Below are 16,022 nucleotides of genomic sequence, written 5' to 3' on the forward strand. Positions count from 1 at the left end.
TTCACTCGAATGCGAAGGACTTCGTCACGCTTGGTCGCTCGGATCGGTGTCGCGGTCATCCCCTGCGTCCCGATGGAGTGAATCAGCGGGCCGACGACGGCACCCTTCGCTCATGGGATTGTGGACACGGGCGCCGAAATTGACTGCGCCGGAATCAGTTACGTGGCAGCACCTCGCCAATCGGACGCAATCCGCCAACCGCGCGGTCGGAGGACGGCTGTATCTGACCGGTGAACGCCTGATCTTCGAGCCGACGCACATCGACGCACTCACCGGGGGCCGAGCATGGCAAGCTCAGCTCTCGGCGATCACCACCATCAGCACCCAGGCTCCCACCGGCGGGATGTTCAGCGGTGGCCTGCGCACTCGACTGCGGATCGACCTGCGTGACGGCAGCACCGAACTGTTCGTCGTCAACAAGGTGGACGAGATCGTCGCCGTGCTGCGACAGGCGGTGGGCGGGTCCACCGAACTCCCCAACGGATGACGACAGCCCCGCCGATTCGAGGATCGGCGGGGCTGTCGGCGAACGGTTTCGGCTCAGCCGAGCAGGCGCCAGTCCTCGAGGCCCTGGTACAGCGGGACGCTCTGAGCCAGCTTCGAGACCCGGCCCCGCAGGGTTTCGGTATCGGAAGTACCGGCGAGGGCGGCGGCAATGATGTCGGCGACCTCGGTGAACTCGCTGTCCCCGAAACCGCGAGTGGCCAGGGCGGCGGTGCCGATCCGCAGGCCGGAGGTGACCATCGGGGGCCGGGGGTCGAACGGGACCGCGTTGCGGTTGACCGTGATCCCGACCTCGTGCAGCACGTCCTCGGCCTGCTGACCATCGAGTTCGGAATTGCGCAGGTCGACCAGGACCAGGTGGACATCGGTGCCACCGGTCAACACCGACACGCCCTTGTCCTTGACATCGGCACCGGTCAGGCGTTCGGCCAGAATCCGGGCGCCGGAGAGGGTGCGTTGCTGGCGGTCGGCGAATTCCTCGGTCGCGGCGATCTTGAACGCGGCGGCCTTGGCGGCGATCACGTGCATGAGCGGGCCGCCCTGCTGACCGGGGAACACCGCGCTGTTGAGCTTCTTGGCGAATTCCTGCTTGGCCAGGATCAGACCCGAACGCGGTCCGCCGAGGGTCTTGTGGACGGTCGAGGACACGACATCGGCGTAGGGAACCGGGGACGGGTGCAGTCCGGCGGCGACCAGGCCGGCGAAGTGGGCCATGTCGACCCACAGGTAGGCGCCGACCTCGTCGGCGATCTCGCGGAACCGGGCGAAGTCCTGGTGGCGGGGGTAGGCCGACCAGCCTGCGACGATGACCTTGGGCTTGGCCTTGATCGCGATGTCACGGACTTCGTCCATGTCGATGCGATGGTCTTCCTTCGACACCCCGTAGGAGTGCACGTCGTAGAGCTTGCCGGAGAAGTTCAGGCGCATGCCGTGGGTCAGATGCCCGCCGTGGGCGAGGTCGAGACCGAGCAGGGTTTCGCCGGGGTTCATCAACGCCATGAGCACGGCGGCGTTGGCTTGCGCGCCGGAGTGGGGCTGGACGTTGGCGAACTCGGCGCCGAAGAGCTCCTTGGCGCGGTCGCGGGCCAGGGTCTCCACGACGTCGACGGCTTCACAACCGCCGTAGTAGCGGCGCCCGGGGTAACCCTCGGCGTACTTGTTGGTCAGCACCGAGCCTTGGGCTTGCAGGACCGCACGGGGCACGAAGTTCTCCGAGGCGATCATTTCGAGGGTGTCGCGTTCGCGGGCGAGTTCGCCTGCCATCGCGGCGGCCAACTCGGGATCGAGCTCACCGAGAGACTGGGTATTCACCGAAGCGGTCGTCTGCGTCACGGACCTCAGTCTATGGGCCGCGCGCGGACACCCGAGCACGGGGATAGCGCAACACCGACCAGCCCGCCACCCGGGAGACGCAGCTCACAAGGCCGCGGCGCAGGCGAGTTCGTCTGCCATCGCCCCGCCCCACCCGATCGACACACTGCTGCCGCAGCTCTCGCACCTGGTCTGTCAGCTGCTCAACGGCGGGAACTACGCGGTCATCCTGTGAGCGCGTTCGCCTCACCCATGCGGCGGATCGCGCCCGGGGTGAGCGGCTCGTCCAGCAGCCGACCGAACCGTTCGGCGCGATCGGCGGCGTCGACCGCGCCGTCGAGCCAGCCGCCGAGCAGCCGGTAACCCTCCACATAGGTGCTGATGTAGGCCCGCCACAGCGGCGAGGACAGGAAGCGCAGCGATTGCCGTGCCCGCTCGGGCGTCGCCAGACTCCACCGCTGCAGAAACAGCGCCACCTCGTCGGCGTCGCGATGCTGATCGTGCAGCAGCAGGGCCGCGTCCTGGCGCACGCTGAGCAGCTTCGCCGAGGCGGTCGCGAACCGTTCGGCCCGCTCGCCGTCGAAGCGAAGTCCCAGATCGGCGTAGATCTCCTGGGCCCACACACCCCAGCCGGGTCCGACGATCGACCGCAGCGCCAGATCGGCCAAACCCTCGGCCATCAGGCATTGCGGGGTGTTGACCAGGAACAGCGTCTGCTCGTCCTCACCCGCCGCGACCAGCCCGGCCTCCTTGCGGCAGTGCTCGGTGTGATGGCCCGGATAGGACTCGTGCGCGATCAGCGCCGGCAGGTGCGCCATGTGCTGTTTGAGGTCGGCGTTGATCGCGACCTTGGAGTGGAAGCCGCCGAGGTAGTAGTTGAATCCCGACCACGGTTTGTCGCCGACGACCTCGTAGGTGACGTGCTCGGTGTCGGGCAGCGGATAGCGGTCGCGCACCCGTTCGCGCAGCGCGCTGGAGAACGCTTCGACGCAGGTGGCGAGCTTTTCCGGCGGGATCTCATCCCCGCGGCGGTAGGCGGCGGCGCGCTCGGCGAGCGGCCCGTCGCCGCCGAGTACCTCGTCCATCAGCCGGTGCGCCTCGCGGTATTCCTCGGGGTCGCCGGGGGCGATGTCGACGTCGAAATACGCGCGGACCTCGTCGACGAAACCGATCTCCGCACCCGCGAACTTGCGCGCCGAGCACTCCATCGCCACCAAGTGGGCGTCGAGGAACTCGGTGCGCCGCACCGACAAACCGGCCTCGGTCAGTTCGACCCGCAGCTCGGCGGCCCGCCGGGCCAGCGCGGCAGGCTCGGGAACCGGCGCGTTCTCGGCATCGCGGCGCAGCTGCGGATCGCCGGTGTAGGCGTCGACGAAGCCCTCCTCGAGCCGATCGAAAGCCAGTCCGAGCCGCAGATATTCAGTGACAAGTGGATGTGACCCCATACGACGACTTTACGGCGTTGATCACAAAAGTGCGCTCTACCTCGGGATTGTTGCCCGTTACCGACCGGTAGCCAAACCCCCCGTTGCGCGCAGGCGACCGAGACGGAGCACAATCTCGCTATGCGGTCAGCGTTATCCCGGTCATCCCGGATCTCACCCGACGGGCAGCCCAGCTGTGCGTGTTTGCCCGGACGGAGCGTCGGGTAAGTGGCACGGATGAGCGAGCCGAGTCCGTATGTGGAGTTCGATCGGAAGCAGTGGCGGACCCTGCGCAAGTCGACTCCCCTGGTCCTGACCGAGGAGGAACTGACCGGGTTACGTGGCCTCGGGGAACAGATCGATCTCGAGGAAGTCGCCGAGGTCTACCTGCCGCTCGCTCGACTGATCCACCTGCAGGTCGCCGCGCGCCAGCGGCTGTTCGCGGCCACCGCGACCTTCCTCGGCGAGAAGCATCCGGACAAGCAGGTGCCGTTCGTGATCGGCGTCGCCGGCAGTGTGGCGGTCGGCAAGTCGACCACCGCGCGCGTGCTGCAGGCACTGCTGTCGCGCTGGGATCACCATCCGCGCGTCGACCTGGTGACCACCGACGGATTCCTCTATCCCACCGCCGAACTCACCCGCCGCGGCATCATGCACCGCAAAGGCTTCCCGGAGAGCTACGACCGGCGCAAGCTGCTGCGGTTCGTCACCGAGGTGAAGTCGGGCGCCGAAGAGGTGTGCGCGCCGGTGTATTCGCACATCTCCTACGACATCGTGCCCGACGAGAAACACTGTGTGCGCCAACCCGACATCCTCATCGTCGAGGGCCTCAATGTCTTGCAGACCGGCCCGCGCCTGATGGTCTCGGACCTGTTCGACTTCTCCATCTATGTCGACGCCAGGATCGAGGACATCGAGAACTGGTACGTGCAGCGCTTTCTCGCCCTGCGCAAGACCGGCTTCGCCGACCCCGACGCGCACTTCCACCACTACTCGTCCTTCGACGACCAGCAGGCCACCGCGGCCGCGCGCGACATCTGGAACTCCACCAACCGGCCGAATCTGGTGGAGAACATCCTGCCGACCCGCCCGCGCGCGACGCTGGTGCTGCGCAAGGACTCCGACCACACCATCAACCGGCTGCGCCTGCGCAAACTCTGATCAGCGGGACAGGGTGCGCACACTGATCACCCTGCCCCGCAACGAGTTCGGGCGCACGATCGGCCCGTTCCGGTCAGGGTGCGCCCAGCGAGACGACCTGAGTGGCCAATTCCGTTCGTGCACCATCCCGTTCGACGATCAGCACCCCGCGCGGGGTCTCGCGCGCGTCGGTCGGATCACCGGCGACCACCTCGACGACGGATTCCTGCGCGCGCGGCAGCATGTCGACCACCGGGTGCTCCCCCACCGGGGCCCAGCCCTGCGCGGCCGATCGCAAGCGGTCGACCGCTGAGGGCGCACCGGGCACATCGGCCCACTTGCGGGTGGCGACGGTGATCGTGTCCGCGCTCCAGCGCGGGCTGTAGGCCGCCGAGCACTCGCCCGGCAGGATGGGCAGCTCCTGCACGACATTGGTGGTGACATCGATCGTCGCCACGTGCCCGATCCCGCAGGACGCGCTGCGCGCGGTGACGCCGGTCAGGACGAAGCTGCGCGCGTCGGGGCCCGCGGCGGCCGCGAGCTGGCCGTCGATGCCGGGCACCCGGCCCAGCGGCAGGATCGTCTCGGCGCCGATCGCGTACAGGTGGCTCTTCTCCCACCACAGTCCGCGCGACTCCACCCTGGCCACCAGCAGGAACTCCTCGCTGGCCGCGACCAGCCGCGCGCCGTCCCAGCTCCCGCCCGACAGCGAATTCGGCGAATCCGGCAGCACGACGTCACGTTCGGGAGCGGGAGGCTCGGTGCCGGCCAGATCCATGCTCATGATCTGGCCGGGTTCACGCCACCAGCCGACCACCGAATCGCGCAGGGCCACCGCGTCGGTACAGTCGCATTCGATCCGCGAGACCGCACCGTCGCGCACACTCAACGCCACCAGGGACTTCGAACTCGTCTCCATCGAGAACGCGTACCGACCGTCCTCGGTGAAGCTCACCGCGGCCGAGGAATAGCCGAAACTGCCCGGTGCGCGGATGGTCTCGGCGCCGCGCACCACCGCCAGCTCGGACACGGTGCGGTAGGCGAACACCGGACCCGCGTTCGCCCGCTCCTGCTCCGGGGTGAGTCGCGGCGCCGGTGGCTGCTCGGTCCCGCAGCCCGCGGTCAGCGCGATCACGCACCCCAGCACGCCGATCGCCGCGCCCCACCCCGAGCTCACCATCCTCGCAACTGCCACCGCTCACCCCTGCACGTGTCGTCGGGCCAGGTCTCGGGCAGCAGCCTAGCCCGCACGCGCCCCGGATCGGCGCGGACTTGCCTACAACTTCCAGGCCGCGTCGAGCCTGCTCGCCACGTCGATGTTGCGGACCGCCGCGATCTCGGGCTTGCGGATCTCGGCGGCCACATAGCGGGCGACGAACCGGCGGATCTCGTGATCGACGCTGGCCAGCACCCGCAACAGCTCACCGCGCTTGGTGGCGCTGGCGACATTGACCCGCACATCGCTGGGCCGCGGCTCGGCGATGTCGATGACCACCCGCAACGGGTCGGCGGTGCGCGCGGTCAGGTGCAGGTGCACGGTGCCGTCGACGCGGAAACGCGACCGGTCCACCGCCAGATCGACGACCAGATCCACGTGCAGCGGGATGGTGAGCTCGAAGCTGATATGGGCGTCGATGTAGCGCAGGATGTGCGGCCGGGCCAGCTCGACCTGCGCGGTCACCTTCGCCAACCGGCCGGGACCGACCCCGATCGGCCCGAAATCGAAAGCCGCCCCGGCGAGTTCGCCGAACGCGTCGGCGATCCGCTGCTCGGAAACGGCGTATTCCAGGAAGCGCCTGCCGAATTCCGCATAACTTATGTAGGAAGACTGATCGGGTTCCACTGGCCGCAGAGTACGCGAGGAGCCCGACTCAAATGCCGAAACGACGGTGCCGCGCGGCGTAATCGCGGAGGGCGCGCAGGAAGTCGACCCGCCGGAACTCCGGCCAGTACGCCTCGGTGAACCAGATCTCCGAATAGGCGCTCTGCCACAACAGGAAACCCGAAAGACGCTGCTCACCAGAGGTTCTGATGACCAGATCCGGGTCCGGCTGGCCGGAGGTGTAGAGATGCTGACCGATCGCGTCGACCGTGATCGACTGCACCAGATCCTCACCCGACTCGCCCGAGGCGATCTCCTGGCGCATCAGCGAGCGCACCGCATCGGTGATCTCCTGTCGACCGCCGTAACCGACAGCCACATTGACGTGCACACCGTCGCGGCCACTGGTCCGCTCGGCCGCCGTGCGCAGCCGCTTGGCGATCAGCTCGGGGAACCCGGCCAGCGAACCGACGATCCGCACGCTCCAGTTCTGCTCCGGCGCCGACAACTCCTCGACCACGTCGGTGATGACCTCGAACAGGGTCTCCAGCTCGTCCGGGTCACGGCGCAGATTCTCCGTCGACAACAGATAGACGGTCACCATCTCGATGCCCTCGTCGGCACACCAGCCGACCAGTTCGGCGATCTTCAGCGCACCCACCCGATGACCGTGGCTGACATCGGTGAAACCGTTCTCGCGCGCCCACCGGCGATTGCCGTCGCACATCACCGCGACATGACGGGGGTGCTGCTTGTCTGCCAGGTGCTTGGACAGCCTGGCTTCGTAGATGCGGTACGGCAGACCACGCACCCGACCAAGAAACTCCACGCCCGCACCCTACGCTCCCCCGCCTCTCCGCGAATTTTGCCGGTCGTGGGTGGGGGGTGAGATTCGTGCCGGGCCTGCGGGTGGGTGCGGGGTTGGGTTTTGGGATGGTTGGGGAGTTACCCATGTTCTTGCGAGATCAGGGGGTCTGCTTTTGTGTGTTTGGGGGCACGTTTGTAGTGGTGGGGTTGGGTTTTGGCGTACGGTTGGGACTAACTTACGGTACCGTAGGTTTTGTCATTGGAGGTTTCGTGGAGGCTGTACAGGCTGTTGAAGTGCCCGTCGCGCTCGTGAAGCCCCGGTTGCGGGGGTGGATCCATACGTGGGCCGTCGGGGTGGCGGCTGTTGGTGTCGCGGTGCTCGTTGTCTTCGGGTTCCGGGAGTCGGCTACCGCCGGGTGGTCGACGTTGCTGTACGGGGTTTCGGTGTGTGCGCTGTTCGGGATCAGCGCGGTGTATCACCGGGTGACCTGGCGCAGTGTGCGGGCCCGGGTGCGGATGAAGCGGGCGGATCACTCGATGATCTTCCTGTTCATCGCGGGGAGCTATACGCCGTTCGCGCTGCTCGGGTTGCCGGGGGCTACCGGGCGGACATTGTTGATCGTGGTGTGGGCCGGCGCCTTCGCGGGGGTGGCGTTGAAACTGCTGTGGCCGACGGCGCCGAAGTGGGTGGGGGTTCCGCTGTATCTGCTGCTGGGGTGGGCGATCGTGCCGGTAGCGGGGGAACTGCTGCACAACGTGGGGGTTTTGCCGATGGCGTTGCTGGCGGTGGGCGGGGTGATCTACAGCGTGGGGGCGGTGCTGTATGCCACCAAGTGGCCCAATCCGTGGGCCGACTTCGGTCATCACGAGTTCTTCCATGCCGCGACCGTGGTCGCGGCGCTGTGTCATTACATCGCGATCTGGCTGGTCGTGCTCGGCTGACCGGCGCGTGCGCGCTACCGGTGTCGCCGCGCCTTCTATGCTCGATGTTTGTGTCACCCGTCAACGCAGATCGTGATGCCAGGGCGTCGTGCGCCTCGGGGCACGAGCGTGCGCGATGAATCGGCTGATCCGGTGGGCCCTGCGGTCCTACTGGGGACTGGCCCTGGTGGTCATCTCCGCCAACATGGTCGGTGTCGCGGCCATCTTCCTCGTCGCCTGGGCGGGTGGGGTCTTCAGCCGGATCGGCTCGGACTGGCGCGACTCGGCAGGGCTGATCGCGATCTACCCGACGCTCGCGTTCACCGCCGGGATCTGTCTGGCCCTCTACGACCGGCGCAGACACCTGCGCTGGCTCGACAACGGCCGTAGGCCCACCCGCGAGGAAGCCGAACGCCTGATCCGGCTCCCCGCCGCGATCACCCTGCGCGCGATCGCGCTGTGGACACCCGGCGTCGCGCTGGCGGTGTGGCAGGTCGACCGCTACACCGACTATCACAATGTCGCCGTGCTGGTCGCGGGCTTCACCCTCGGCGCGCTGGAGTCGGCGGGGGTGATCTATCTGGTCCTCGACCAGCTGGTCCGACCCGCCGTGCCGATCATCGCCGCGGTCCTCGGCCCCACCGTGCATCCCAGCGCGACCGTGCTGGTGCGGGTGCTCGTCACCTGGGCGGTCTCGGCCGCGCTGCCCGGGCTGATCATCATCGTCGTGCTCAGCGACAGCACCACCCCGTCCGAGGATCGGGTGCGCGCCGCCCTGCTGTTCTCGATCGTCGCCCTCGCCGTCGGCGCGCTGGCCACCTGGCTGCTCGCGCGCTCGGTCGCGACCCCGATGCGCACGCTGTACCGGGCGCTGGAACGGATCACCCGCGGCGAACTGGATGTGCGCGTGCCCGTCGGCAGCGCCAGCGAGATCGGCCGACTCGAGCACTCGGTCAACGAGCTGGCCACCACCCTGCGCGACCGGCTGCACACCGAGGACGTGTTCGGCCGCCACGTCGGCTCCACCGTGGCCGAACGCGCCCTGTCCGGCAACGCCGACCTCACCGGGGACGTGCGGATCGTCTCGGCGCTGTTCGTCGACGTCACCGGCTCGGTGCAGCTGTCCGCCGAGATGGCGCCGGAGGAGTTCGTGCACAAGCTCAACCGGCTGCTCGCCACCGTGGTCGCCGCCACCGAGGACAACGGCGGCCTGGTCAACAAGTTCGCCGGGGACGCCGCCCTCTGCATCTTCGGCGCCCCCTCGGCCTTGCACGACAACGCCACCCCCGCCCTGCGCGCGGCCCGCCGCATCCGCGACGAGGTCGTCGCCACCGGCGAACTCGACATCGGTATCGGCGTCGCCCGTGGTCGCGTCTTCGCCGGTGACGTCGGCGCCGACACCCGGCTCGAATTCACCGTGATCGGCGACGCGGTCAACGAAGCCGCCCGCCTCACCGCCGAAGCCAAGGACGCCCCACGCCGCATCCTGGTCAGCACCCCCATCCTGGAGGCCGCCACCCCCCATGAACGCGCCAAATGGAAACGCTACAAGGACATCCGGCTGCGCGGGATCTCCGGCCGCACCCGAACCTGGACGGACCTACCACCCGTCCGCTGACCTGGACCCGCGATCACGCGGCGCTATACGAGCACCGGCCGAGGGAAACCACCCGACCAGCGCGCACAGGTCTGGAGTTCGCCGAAGGCCTCACGATCGTGGGTGCGCTGGTCGGTCCGATCTGCGGTACGGGGCACCACCGGCGCCCGGTTCGGTCAGCGCTGGAGGGCGGTGGTGAGGGCGGCGGGGTCGGTGACGGGGAGGTCGCAGACCGAGCCGCGGCAGACGTAGGCCGCGGGGGCGCCGTCCACGAGGGGGCGGTCGGCCAGCAGGGGTGCGGCGTCGGGCGGGGCGGCGAGGACGATCGAGCCGCCGGGCACGGCGTCGCGGGCGGCGGCGAGGAGTTCGGTTGCGGCCGAAGACTTCTCGGTGGCGGCGATGGCCACCTGGATCGGACCGCGCACCGACGCCTCGGCGACGGCGAGCCAGTGCCCCGCGGTGCGCGGCGCTCTGGCGAGCAGGATCGCGCCGCGAGCCAGGGTCTGGTCGGCGAGTTCGCGGTAGTGCGACGCCCGATCGACATCGGCGACGGCGGAGGCGGTGAGCAGAGCTTCGGCGAGGGTGGACGCGCCGGACGGGGTCGCGCCGTCGACCGGGTCGCGTGGGCGGGCGACGAGGGCTTCGGCGTCGTCGGCGGTGTCGAACCAGCTGCCGGTCTGGTCCGGATCGGCGAAGCGGTCGATCGCGGTGTCGAGCAGCGAGTGGGCGGCCGCGAGCCAGTCCGGTTCGCCGGTGGCCTGGTAGAGCGCGAGCAGGCCGGTGGTGAGCCAGGCGTAGTCCTCGAGCACGCCGGGCGGGGTGCCCGCGACGCCGTCGAGGGACGCGCGCCGCAGCCTGCCGTCGACCAGGTGCACATCGAGCAGGAATCGCGCGCAGCGGACCGCGGCCGCGATCCAGGACGGTTCCTCCAGTGCCGCACCGGATTCGGCGAGCGCGGTGATCACCATGCCGTTCCAGGCGGTGACCACCTTGTCGTCGCGCGCGGGCTGTGGACGCTGGGCGCGGACTTCGAAGAGCTGGGCGCGCAATCGGTCGAAACGGGCCGCCTGCTCGATGTCGACGGGATCGCTGCGCCGGGTGAGCACCGAGGTGCCCTGTTCGAAATTGCCCGCGGTGCTCACACCGAACGCGTCGGCGGCCCACATGCCTTCGAGCGGGCCGAGCTCACCGACCATCTCCGCGGGCGTCCACACATAGGTGGCGCCCTCGACGCCGGGACCGCCCGGTTCGAGGTGGGTGTCGGCGTCGAGACCGGAGGCGAAACCGCCGTCGGTGGTGCTCAGATCGCCCACCAGGAACTCGGCGGTCTCGCGCGCGACCCGGTGCGGCAACGATTCCAGCGGCGTCGCGGGGGCACGACGGGCGAGATGGCCGTAGGCGCGCAACAGCAGCGCGTTGTCGTAGAGCATCTTCTCGAAATGCGGTACCAGCCAACCGGTATCGACGGCGTAGCGGGCGAAGCCGCCGCGCAGCTGGTCGTAGATGCCACCGCGGGCCATCGCCTCGGCCGTGCGTTCGACCAGGTCGTAGATCGTCTTGTCGCCGGTGCGCTCCCAGTGCCGCAGCAACCCTTCCAGCAGGGCCGAGGGCGGAAACTTCGGTGCCCCACCGAAACCGCCGTGTTCGAGGTCTTCGTCGGCGGCGATGGCGGCGACCGCCTGGTCGAGTAGTGCTGCGGTGATGGCGAATTCGGCGTCGGGCAAACCGGTGGCCTGGGCCCGCAGCGCGTCGGCGACCTGCTGCGCGGCGGAGTTCACGTCCTCGCGACGCTTGTGCCAGGTGTCGGTGATCGCACTGAGCAACTGGGTGAACGAGGGCATGCCGCCGCGCGGCTGCTTGGGGTAGTAGGTGCCGCAGTAGAAGGGCGCGCCGTCGGGGGTGAGGAAGCAGGTCATCGGCCAGCCACCCTGCCCGGTCATCGCGACCGTGGCGTTCATGTAGACCGCGTCCAGGTCGGGCCGCTCCTCGCGGTCGACCTTCACGCACACGAACTCGGCGTTCATCTGCTCGGCGGTGGCCGCGTCCTCGAACGACTCGTGCGCCATCACATGGCACCAATGACATGAGGCGTAGCCGATCGAGAGCAGGATCGGCACGTCCCGCCGGGCCGCCTCGGCCAGCGCATCGGCACCCCACTCCCGCCAATGCACGGGGTTGTCGGCGTGTTGACGCAGATAAGGCGAGGTCGCACCGGCCAATCGGTTCACGCTTCCACCCTGCCATACGCGAAATCCTGGTGGAGTGAGAGTCGATGCCCGGCCGGAAACAGCTGCTCAGCGGCCTGGACTAGGGCATGATGAGAGTGCGGTATTCGGCATGGAATCGAGCAGGAAGACACGTACCCCCCGATGGCACAGCGGCTGACGCTCTCCGAGCAGCGCGCGGCGCTGGCACGGGAATGGGCGCTGTGGGTACCGGATCGGGCCGGAATGTCTTCGCTCGGACGGAATTCGGCGGTGCGGACCGAGGTGGCGCAGTCGTGGTTGCGGTCGCTGCGGACGGTCGACCCGGGACGCGATCACGCGCCCGAGAGCGAGACCGACGACATCGGCCCGCGGTGGCAGGACTCGCCGCTGCGCGCGCCGGTGACGGAGTTGAAGGACCAATTGCACAGCGTCGCCGACGACGCGGGCTATGTCGCCGCGGTCACCGACGCCTCGGGGACCATTCTGTGGACCTACGGCGGCCCGGTCATGCGCCGGCGCGCCGAGCAGGTGAACTTCGCGCCCGGCGGGCGGTGGGACGAGGCGCACATGGGCACCAACGCGTTGTCGCTGGCCCTGCGCACCGATCAACCGCACACCGTGTTCTCCGCCGAACACCTCGTCGCCGCCCTGCACGGCTGGGTCTGCTACTGCGCGCCGATCCGCGCCGCCGACGGCACTCTGCTCGGCGTGCTCGACCTGTCGACCACGTGGAAGCGCTCGCATCCGCTGGCCATGGCCACCGTGCAGACCATGACCACCGCCATCGAATCGAAGTTGCGCACGGCGACCCCGGCCCCGGCCGGAATGCGGCTCACCTGCCTGGGCACCGGCCGGTTGACGCGCGACGGCGTACCGATCCGGCTGCGACCACGCCACCTCGAGATCCTCACCCTGCTCGCACTCGACGACGACGGCTACAACCACGAACGCCTGCACTACGCCGTCTACGGCGACCGCGCGGTCGGCGCGAGCACCCTCAAATCGGAGATGTCCTACCTGCGCCGCGCCACCGGCGGCGAGATCACCAGCCGCGTCTACCGCTTCACCACCCCGCTGTCCTGCGACGCCGTCGACGTCCTGCGCGCCCTGGAAGCCGGCGACCTCGACACCGCCGTCCGCCGCTACCACGGCCCCCTACTCCCCGATTCCGACACACCCGGCATCAGCGAATGGCGCGACTACCTCGAAGTAGCCATGCGCAACGCCGTCCTGTCCAGCCCCGATCCCCACCACGCCCTCACCTACGGCGAATGCGCCCCCGACGACATCGCCGTCCACGAACACGCCCTCACCCTCCTCCCCACCCGCGACCCTCGCCGCGCCATGGCCGCAGCCCGCCTCCACACCGCCCTCCGCGCCTGACCGCACACCGCGGTCGCGGTCGACACCGCAGTTCCGCCGGGGCCGAGCCGAAGTTCGAGACACTCAGAGCGCGACGATGTCGAGCATGCTTTCCAACCCCTTGAAGTCGGCCGCATTGCGGGTATAGAGCGGAAGTGAGTTGGCGGAGGCGATCGCGGCAATCAGCAGATCCATTCGACGTGGGCGCGGATTACGGTTCGCAGCGATCGTCAAAGCGACCAAGGTGCCGTACCGCGTCGCCGCCGCCTCGTCGAACGGCAACGGATCGAACTCGACGATCGCCGCACCGAACTGCTCCGAACGCGCCGCGCGCGAGACCGGATACTTCGCCATCGCCACGCCCTGGTTCAGCTCGGCCAAGGTGATCGCGGTGATCTCGGGAACTTCGGGCAGTGCCGCTGGATCGAGTTCGGCGAGATCGAGATAGGTACAGGTATCGAGAACCCCGGACGCATGGCGAGTGCTCACCGGCCACTCCACAGATCGTCGTCGCCGATCCGGTCCTCGGAACCGAAGAATTCGTCGGCGTCCCGTCGCAGCGTCGCGTAGTCAACGCGCGGCAGCGTTCGGTGCCGCGCGACCAGCTCTTCCGCACTGCGCCGACGCCTGCGCCCGACCGGCCGCACTTCAGCGACTTCGACCCCGTTGCGAGTGACCCGAATGGTCTCGCCGGCCTCGACGGCATCCATGATGGCCGCCGAGTTGTTGCGGAACTCGCGCTGACTGATCTGCCTCATGACAGCCAGCGTAGCCCGTGGTGCTACACCGCGCTACATTCGGGAGGCCACGGATCGCGCCTGATCGGTCGGCTTCAACGTTTCATCAACCCTCGCGGCGCATAGTGATGGGTGTCACGATTCACCGGAATCAGCGAGGAGCCACCACCCATGATCTACGCCAAGCCGGGCACCGAGGGCAGCGTCGTCAGTTACGCGCCGCGATACGACAACTTCATCGACGGCAAGTGGGTGCCGCCGGTCGAGGGGCGGTACTTCGAGAACACCTCCCCGGTGGACGGGCAGCCGTTCTGTGAGATCGCGCGGTCGTCCGCGGCCGATGTGGAGCTGGCGCTCGATGCCGCCCACCGTGCCGCTGACGCCTGGGGTGCCACCTCGGCCGCCGAGCGCGCCAACATCCTGAACAAGATCGCCGATCGGATCGAGAACAATCTCGAGGCCCTGGCCGTCGCCGAGACCTGGGACAACGGCAAGCCGGTCCGCGAGACCCTGGCCGCCGACCTGCCGCTGGCCGTCGACCACTTCCGGTACTTCGCCGGGGTACTCCGCGCCCAGGAAGGCGGGATCAGCGAGGTCGACGGCGACACCATCGCCTACCACTTCCACGAGCCGCTCGGCGTGGTCGCCCAGATCATCCCGTGGAACTTCCCGATCCTGATGGCCACCTGGAAGCTGGCGCCCGCGCTGGCCGCCGGCAACGCGGTGGTGCTCAAGCCCGCCGAGCAGACCCCGGCCTCGATCATGAAGGTCGTCGAACTGGTCGCGGATCTGCTGCCGCCGGGCGTCCTCAACGTGGTCAACGGTTTCGGCGTGGAGGCGGGCAAGCCGCTCGCGTCGAGCCCGCGCGTGGCCAAAGTCGCCTTCACCGGCGAGACCACCACCGGGCGACTGATCATGCAGTACGCCAGTGAGAACATCATCCCGGTCACCCTCGAGCTCGGCGGCAAGAGCCCCAACATCTTCCTGCCCGATGTGATGGCCGCCGACGACGACTACCTCGACAAGGCCATCGAGGGCTTCGTGATGTTCGCGCTCAACCAGGGTGAGGTGTGCACCTGTCCGTCGCGGGCGCTGATCGCCTCCTCGATCTACGACGAGTTCATGGCCCGCTGCATCGAGCGCACCGAAGCCATCGTCAGCGGCAACCCGCTCGACGAGGCCACCATGATCGGCGCCCAGGCCAGCAACGATCAGTTCGAGAAGATCCTGTCCTACATCGACATCGGCAAGAAGGAAGGCGCCGAGGTGCTCACCGGCGGCGCGGTCCGCGGCGTCGACGGCCTGGGCGACGGCTTCTACATCGAGCCGACGATCTTCAAGGGCAGCAATGACATGCGCGTGTTCCAGGAGGAGATCTTCGGTCCCGTCGTCGCGGTGACCACCTTCGACTCCACCGACGAGGCGTTGAAGATCGCCAACGACACCCTCTACGGCCTCGGCGCGGGCGTGTGGACCCGCGACATGAACACCGCCTACCGGCTCGGTCGCGGCATCAAGGCGGGGCGGGTGTGGACCAACTGCTACCACGCCTACCCCGCGCACGCGGCCTTCGGCGGATACAAGAAGTCCGGCATCGGCCGCGAGAACCACAAGATGATGCTCGATCACTACCAGCAGACCAAGAACATCCTGGTCAGCTACTCACCCACCAAGCTCGGCTTCTTCTGATGGGGCAGCGCGTCGACCTCACCGAGAAGGCGGCGGCGCTGCTGCGGGAACTGACCGGGCAGCACGGCCCGGTCATGTTCCACCAATCCGGCGGCTGCTGCGACGGCAGCTCCCCGATGTGCTACCCCCGCGGTGAGTTCCGCGTGGGTGCCTCGGACGTGCTGCTCGGCTACCTGCCCGGCGAGACCCCGTTCTGGATGAGCGCCGACCAGTACGCGTACTGGAAGCACACCCATCTCACCGTCGACGTGGTGCCGGGCCGCGGTGGCGGCTTCTCCCTCGAGGCGCCCGAAGGCGTGCGGTTCCTGATCCGCTCCCGCCTGCTCACCGACGAGGAGGTGGCCGCGCTGGAATCCCAGCCACCGCCACCCACCGGCGACTCTGTTCCGCAGTGATGTGAAACACCAGTAGTCACACTGTTTCCGCAGGTCGGCGACGCTTGATACGCGTCGCTGACCTCGGTGATCCACGCCCGTAACAGTCGTCAACCATTCTTCAACC

General features: G+C 68.4%; 15 protein-coding genes. 7 read left to right on the forward strand and 8 right to left on the reverse strand.

Annotated features, from left to right (window positions below; genetic code table 11):
* Positions 1-112 precede the first annotated feature (112 nt).
* Positions 113-487, forward strand: coding sequence for a hypothetical protein (locus tag BOX37_RS26245; RefSeq protein ID WP_071929967.1), 375 nt, complete (start codon positions 113-115; stop codon positions 485-487).
* A 53-nt stretch (positions 488-540) separates the two neighbouring features.
* Here BOX37_RS26245 and glyA read toward each other — a convergent pair whose 3' ends face one another.
* Positions 541-1,836 carry a serine hydroxymethyltransferase gene (gene glyA / locus BOX37_RS26250; protein WP_071929968.1) on the reverse strand — a complete coding sequence of 432 codons (1,296 nt, stop codon included), beginning with the start codon at positions 1,834-1,836 and terminating at the stop codon, positions 541-543.
* Positions 1,837-2,039: 203 nt separating this feature from the next.
* Positions 2,040-3,260 (reverse strand): DUF885 domain-containing protein, encoded by a 1,221-nt coding sequence (locus tag BOX37_RS26255; RefSeq protein ID WP_071929969.1) that lies wholly within the window; start codon positions 3,258-3,260, stop codon positions 2,040-2,042.
* A gap of 207 nt (positions 3,261-3,467) precedes the next feature.
* Here BOX37_RS26255 and coaA point away from each other — a divergent pair, with 207 nt between their 5' ends.
* Complete coding sequence (coaA, locus tag BOX37_RS26260) at positions 3,468-4,400, forward strand: type I pantothenate kinase (protein WP_071929970.1); 933 nt, start codon at positions 3,468-3,470, stop codon at positions 4,398-4,400.
* 73 nt (positions 4,401-4,473) lie between these two features.
* Here coaA and BOX37_RS26265 read toward each other — a convergent pair whose 3' ends face one another.
* From BOX37_RS26265 to BOX37_RS26275, 3 genes are all read right to left on the reverse strand, one after another.
* Positions 4,474-5,574 (reverse strand): hypothetical protein, encoded by a 1,101-nt coding sequence (locus BOX37_RS26265; protein ID WP_156910546.1) that lies wholly within the window; start codon positions 5,572-5,574, stop codon positions 4,474-4,476.
* 81 nt (positions 5,575-5,655) lie between these two features.
* Positions 5,656-6,222, reverse strand: a complete 567-nt coding sequence (locus tag BOX37_RS26270; RefSeq protein WP_071929972.1) for a hypothetical protein — start codon at positions 6,220-6,222, stop codon at positions 5,656-5,658.
* Positions 6,223-6,250: 28 nt separating this feature from the next.
* The gene (locus BOX37_RS26275; protein WP_071929973.1) at positions 6,251-7,030 is read right to left on the reverse strand and encodes an isoprenyl transferase; all 780 of its coding nucleotides are present in this window, start codon (positions 7,028-7,030) and stop codon (positions 6,251-6,253) included.
* A 248-nt stretch (positions 7,031-7,278) separates the two neighbouring features.
* On the opposite strand from BOX37_RS26275, the gene trhA reads away from it, so the two are divergent.
* Positions 7,279-7,950: a PAQR family membrane homeostasis protein TrhA gene (trhA, locus tag BOX37_RS26280; RefSeq protein WP_071929974.1), complete on the forward strand. Its 672-nt coding sequence runs from the start codon at positions 7,279-7,281 to the stop codon at positions 7,948-7,950.
* A gap of 115 nt (positions 7,951-8,065) precedes the next feature.
* Positions 8,066-9,547 carry an adenylate/guanylate cyclase domain-containing protein gene (locus BOX37_RS26285; protein ID WP_071929975.1) on the forward strand — a complete coding sequence of 494 codons (1,482 nt, stop codon included), beginning with the start codon at positions 8,066-8,068 and terminating at the stop codon, positions 9,545-9,547.
* Between the two features lie 155 nt (positions 9,548-9,702).
* Here the strand turns inward: BOX37_RS26285 and BOX37_RS26290 are convergent, their stop codons facing one another.
* Positions 9,703-11,754, reverse strand: a complete 2,052-nt coding sequence (locus BOX37_RS26290) for a thioredoxin domain-containing protein (protein WP_071929976.1) — start codon at positions 11,752-11,754, stop codon at positions 9,703-9,705.
* 141 nt (positions 11,755-11,895) lie between these two features.
* Between BOX37_RS26290 and BOX37_RS26295 the strand changes: the two genes are divergently transcribed.
* Entirely contained in the window at positions 11,896-13,116 is a 1,221-nt protein-coding gene (locus BOX37_RS26295) for a GAF domain-containing protein (RefSeq protein ID WP_071929977.1), read from the forward strand.
* 63 nt (positions 13,117-13,179) lie between these two features.
* Here the strand turns inward: BOX37_RS26295 and BOX37_RS26300 are convergent, their stop codons facing one another.
* Both BOX37_RS26300 and BOX37_RS26305 read right to left on the reverse strand, forming a co-directional pair.
* Entirely contained in the window at positions 13,180-13,584 is a 405-nt protein-coding gene (locus BOX37_RS26300) for a type II toxin-antitoxin system VapC family toxin (RefSeq protein WP_071931896.1), read from the reverse strand.
* Positions 13,581-13,853 carry a type II toxin-antitoxin system Phd/YefM family antitoxin gene (locus tag BOX37_RS26305; protein WP_071929978.1) on the reverse strand — a complete coding sequence of 91 codons (273 nt, stop codon included), beginning with the start codon at positions 13,851-13,853 and terminating at the stop codon, positions 13,581-13,583. Before BOX37_RS26305 ends, BOX37_RS26300 begins: the two co-directional genes overlap by 4 nt.
* A gap of 150 nt (positions 13,854-14,003) precedes the next feature.
* On the opposite strand from BOX37_RS26305, the gene adh reads away from it, so the two are divergent.
* Entirely contained in the window at positions 14,004-15,521 is a 1,518-nt protein-coding gene (gene adh, locus BOX37_RS26310; protein WP_071929979.1) for an aldehyde dehydrogenase, read from the forward strand.
* Entirely contained in the window at positions 15,521-15,916 is a 396-nt protein-coding gene (locus BOX37_RS26315; protein ID WP_071929980.1) for a DUF779 domain-containing protein, read from the forward strand. Before adh ends, BOX37_RS26315 begins: the two co-directional genes overlap by 1 nt.
* The last annotated feature ends 106 nt before the right edge of the window (positions 15,917-16,022 follow it).

The sequence above is a fragment of the Nocardia mangyaensis genome, assembly GCF_001886715.1.
GTDB lineage: Bacteria > Actinomycetota > Actinomycetes > Mycobacteriales > Mycobacteriaceae > Nocardia > Nocardia mangyaensis.

What these genes read in the sequence shown, in the direction of transcription:
- BOX37_RS26295 (WP_071929977.1), top strand. Translation starts at nt 11,896, where the DNA reads ATGGCACAGCGGCTGACGCTCTCCGAGCAGCGCGCGGCGCTGGCACGG.
- BOX37_RS26255 (WP_071929969.1), bottom strand. Translation starts at nt 3,260, where the DNA reads ATGGGGTCACATCCACTTGTCACTGAATATCTGCGGCTCGGACTGGCT.
- BOX37_RS26315 (WP_071929980.1), top strand. Translation starts at nt 15,521, where the DNA reads ATGGGGCAGCGCGTCGACCTCACCGAGAAGGCGGCGGCGCTGCTGCGG.
- BOX37_RS26245 (WP_071929967.1), top strand. Translation starts at nt 113, where the DNA reads ATGGGATTGTGGACACGGGCGCCGAAATTGACTGCGCCGGAATCAGTT.
- BOX37_RS26305 (WP_071929978.1), bottom strand. Translation starts at nt 13,853, where the DNA reads ATGAGGCAGATCAGTCAGCGCGAGTTCCGCAACAACTCGGCGGCCATC.
- BOX37_RS26285 (WP_071929975.1), top strand. Translation starts at nt 8,066, where the DNA reads ATGAATCGGCTGATCCGGTGGGCCCTGCGGTCCTACTGGGGACTGGCC.
- adh (WP_071929979.1), top strand. Translation starts at nt 14,004, where the DNA reads ATGATCTACGCCAAGCCGGGCACCGAGGGCAGCGTCGTCAGTTACGCG.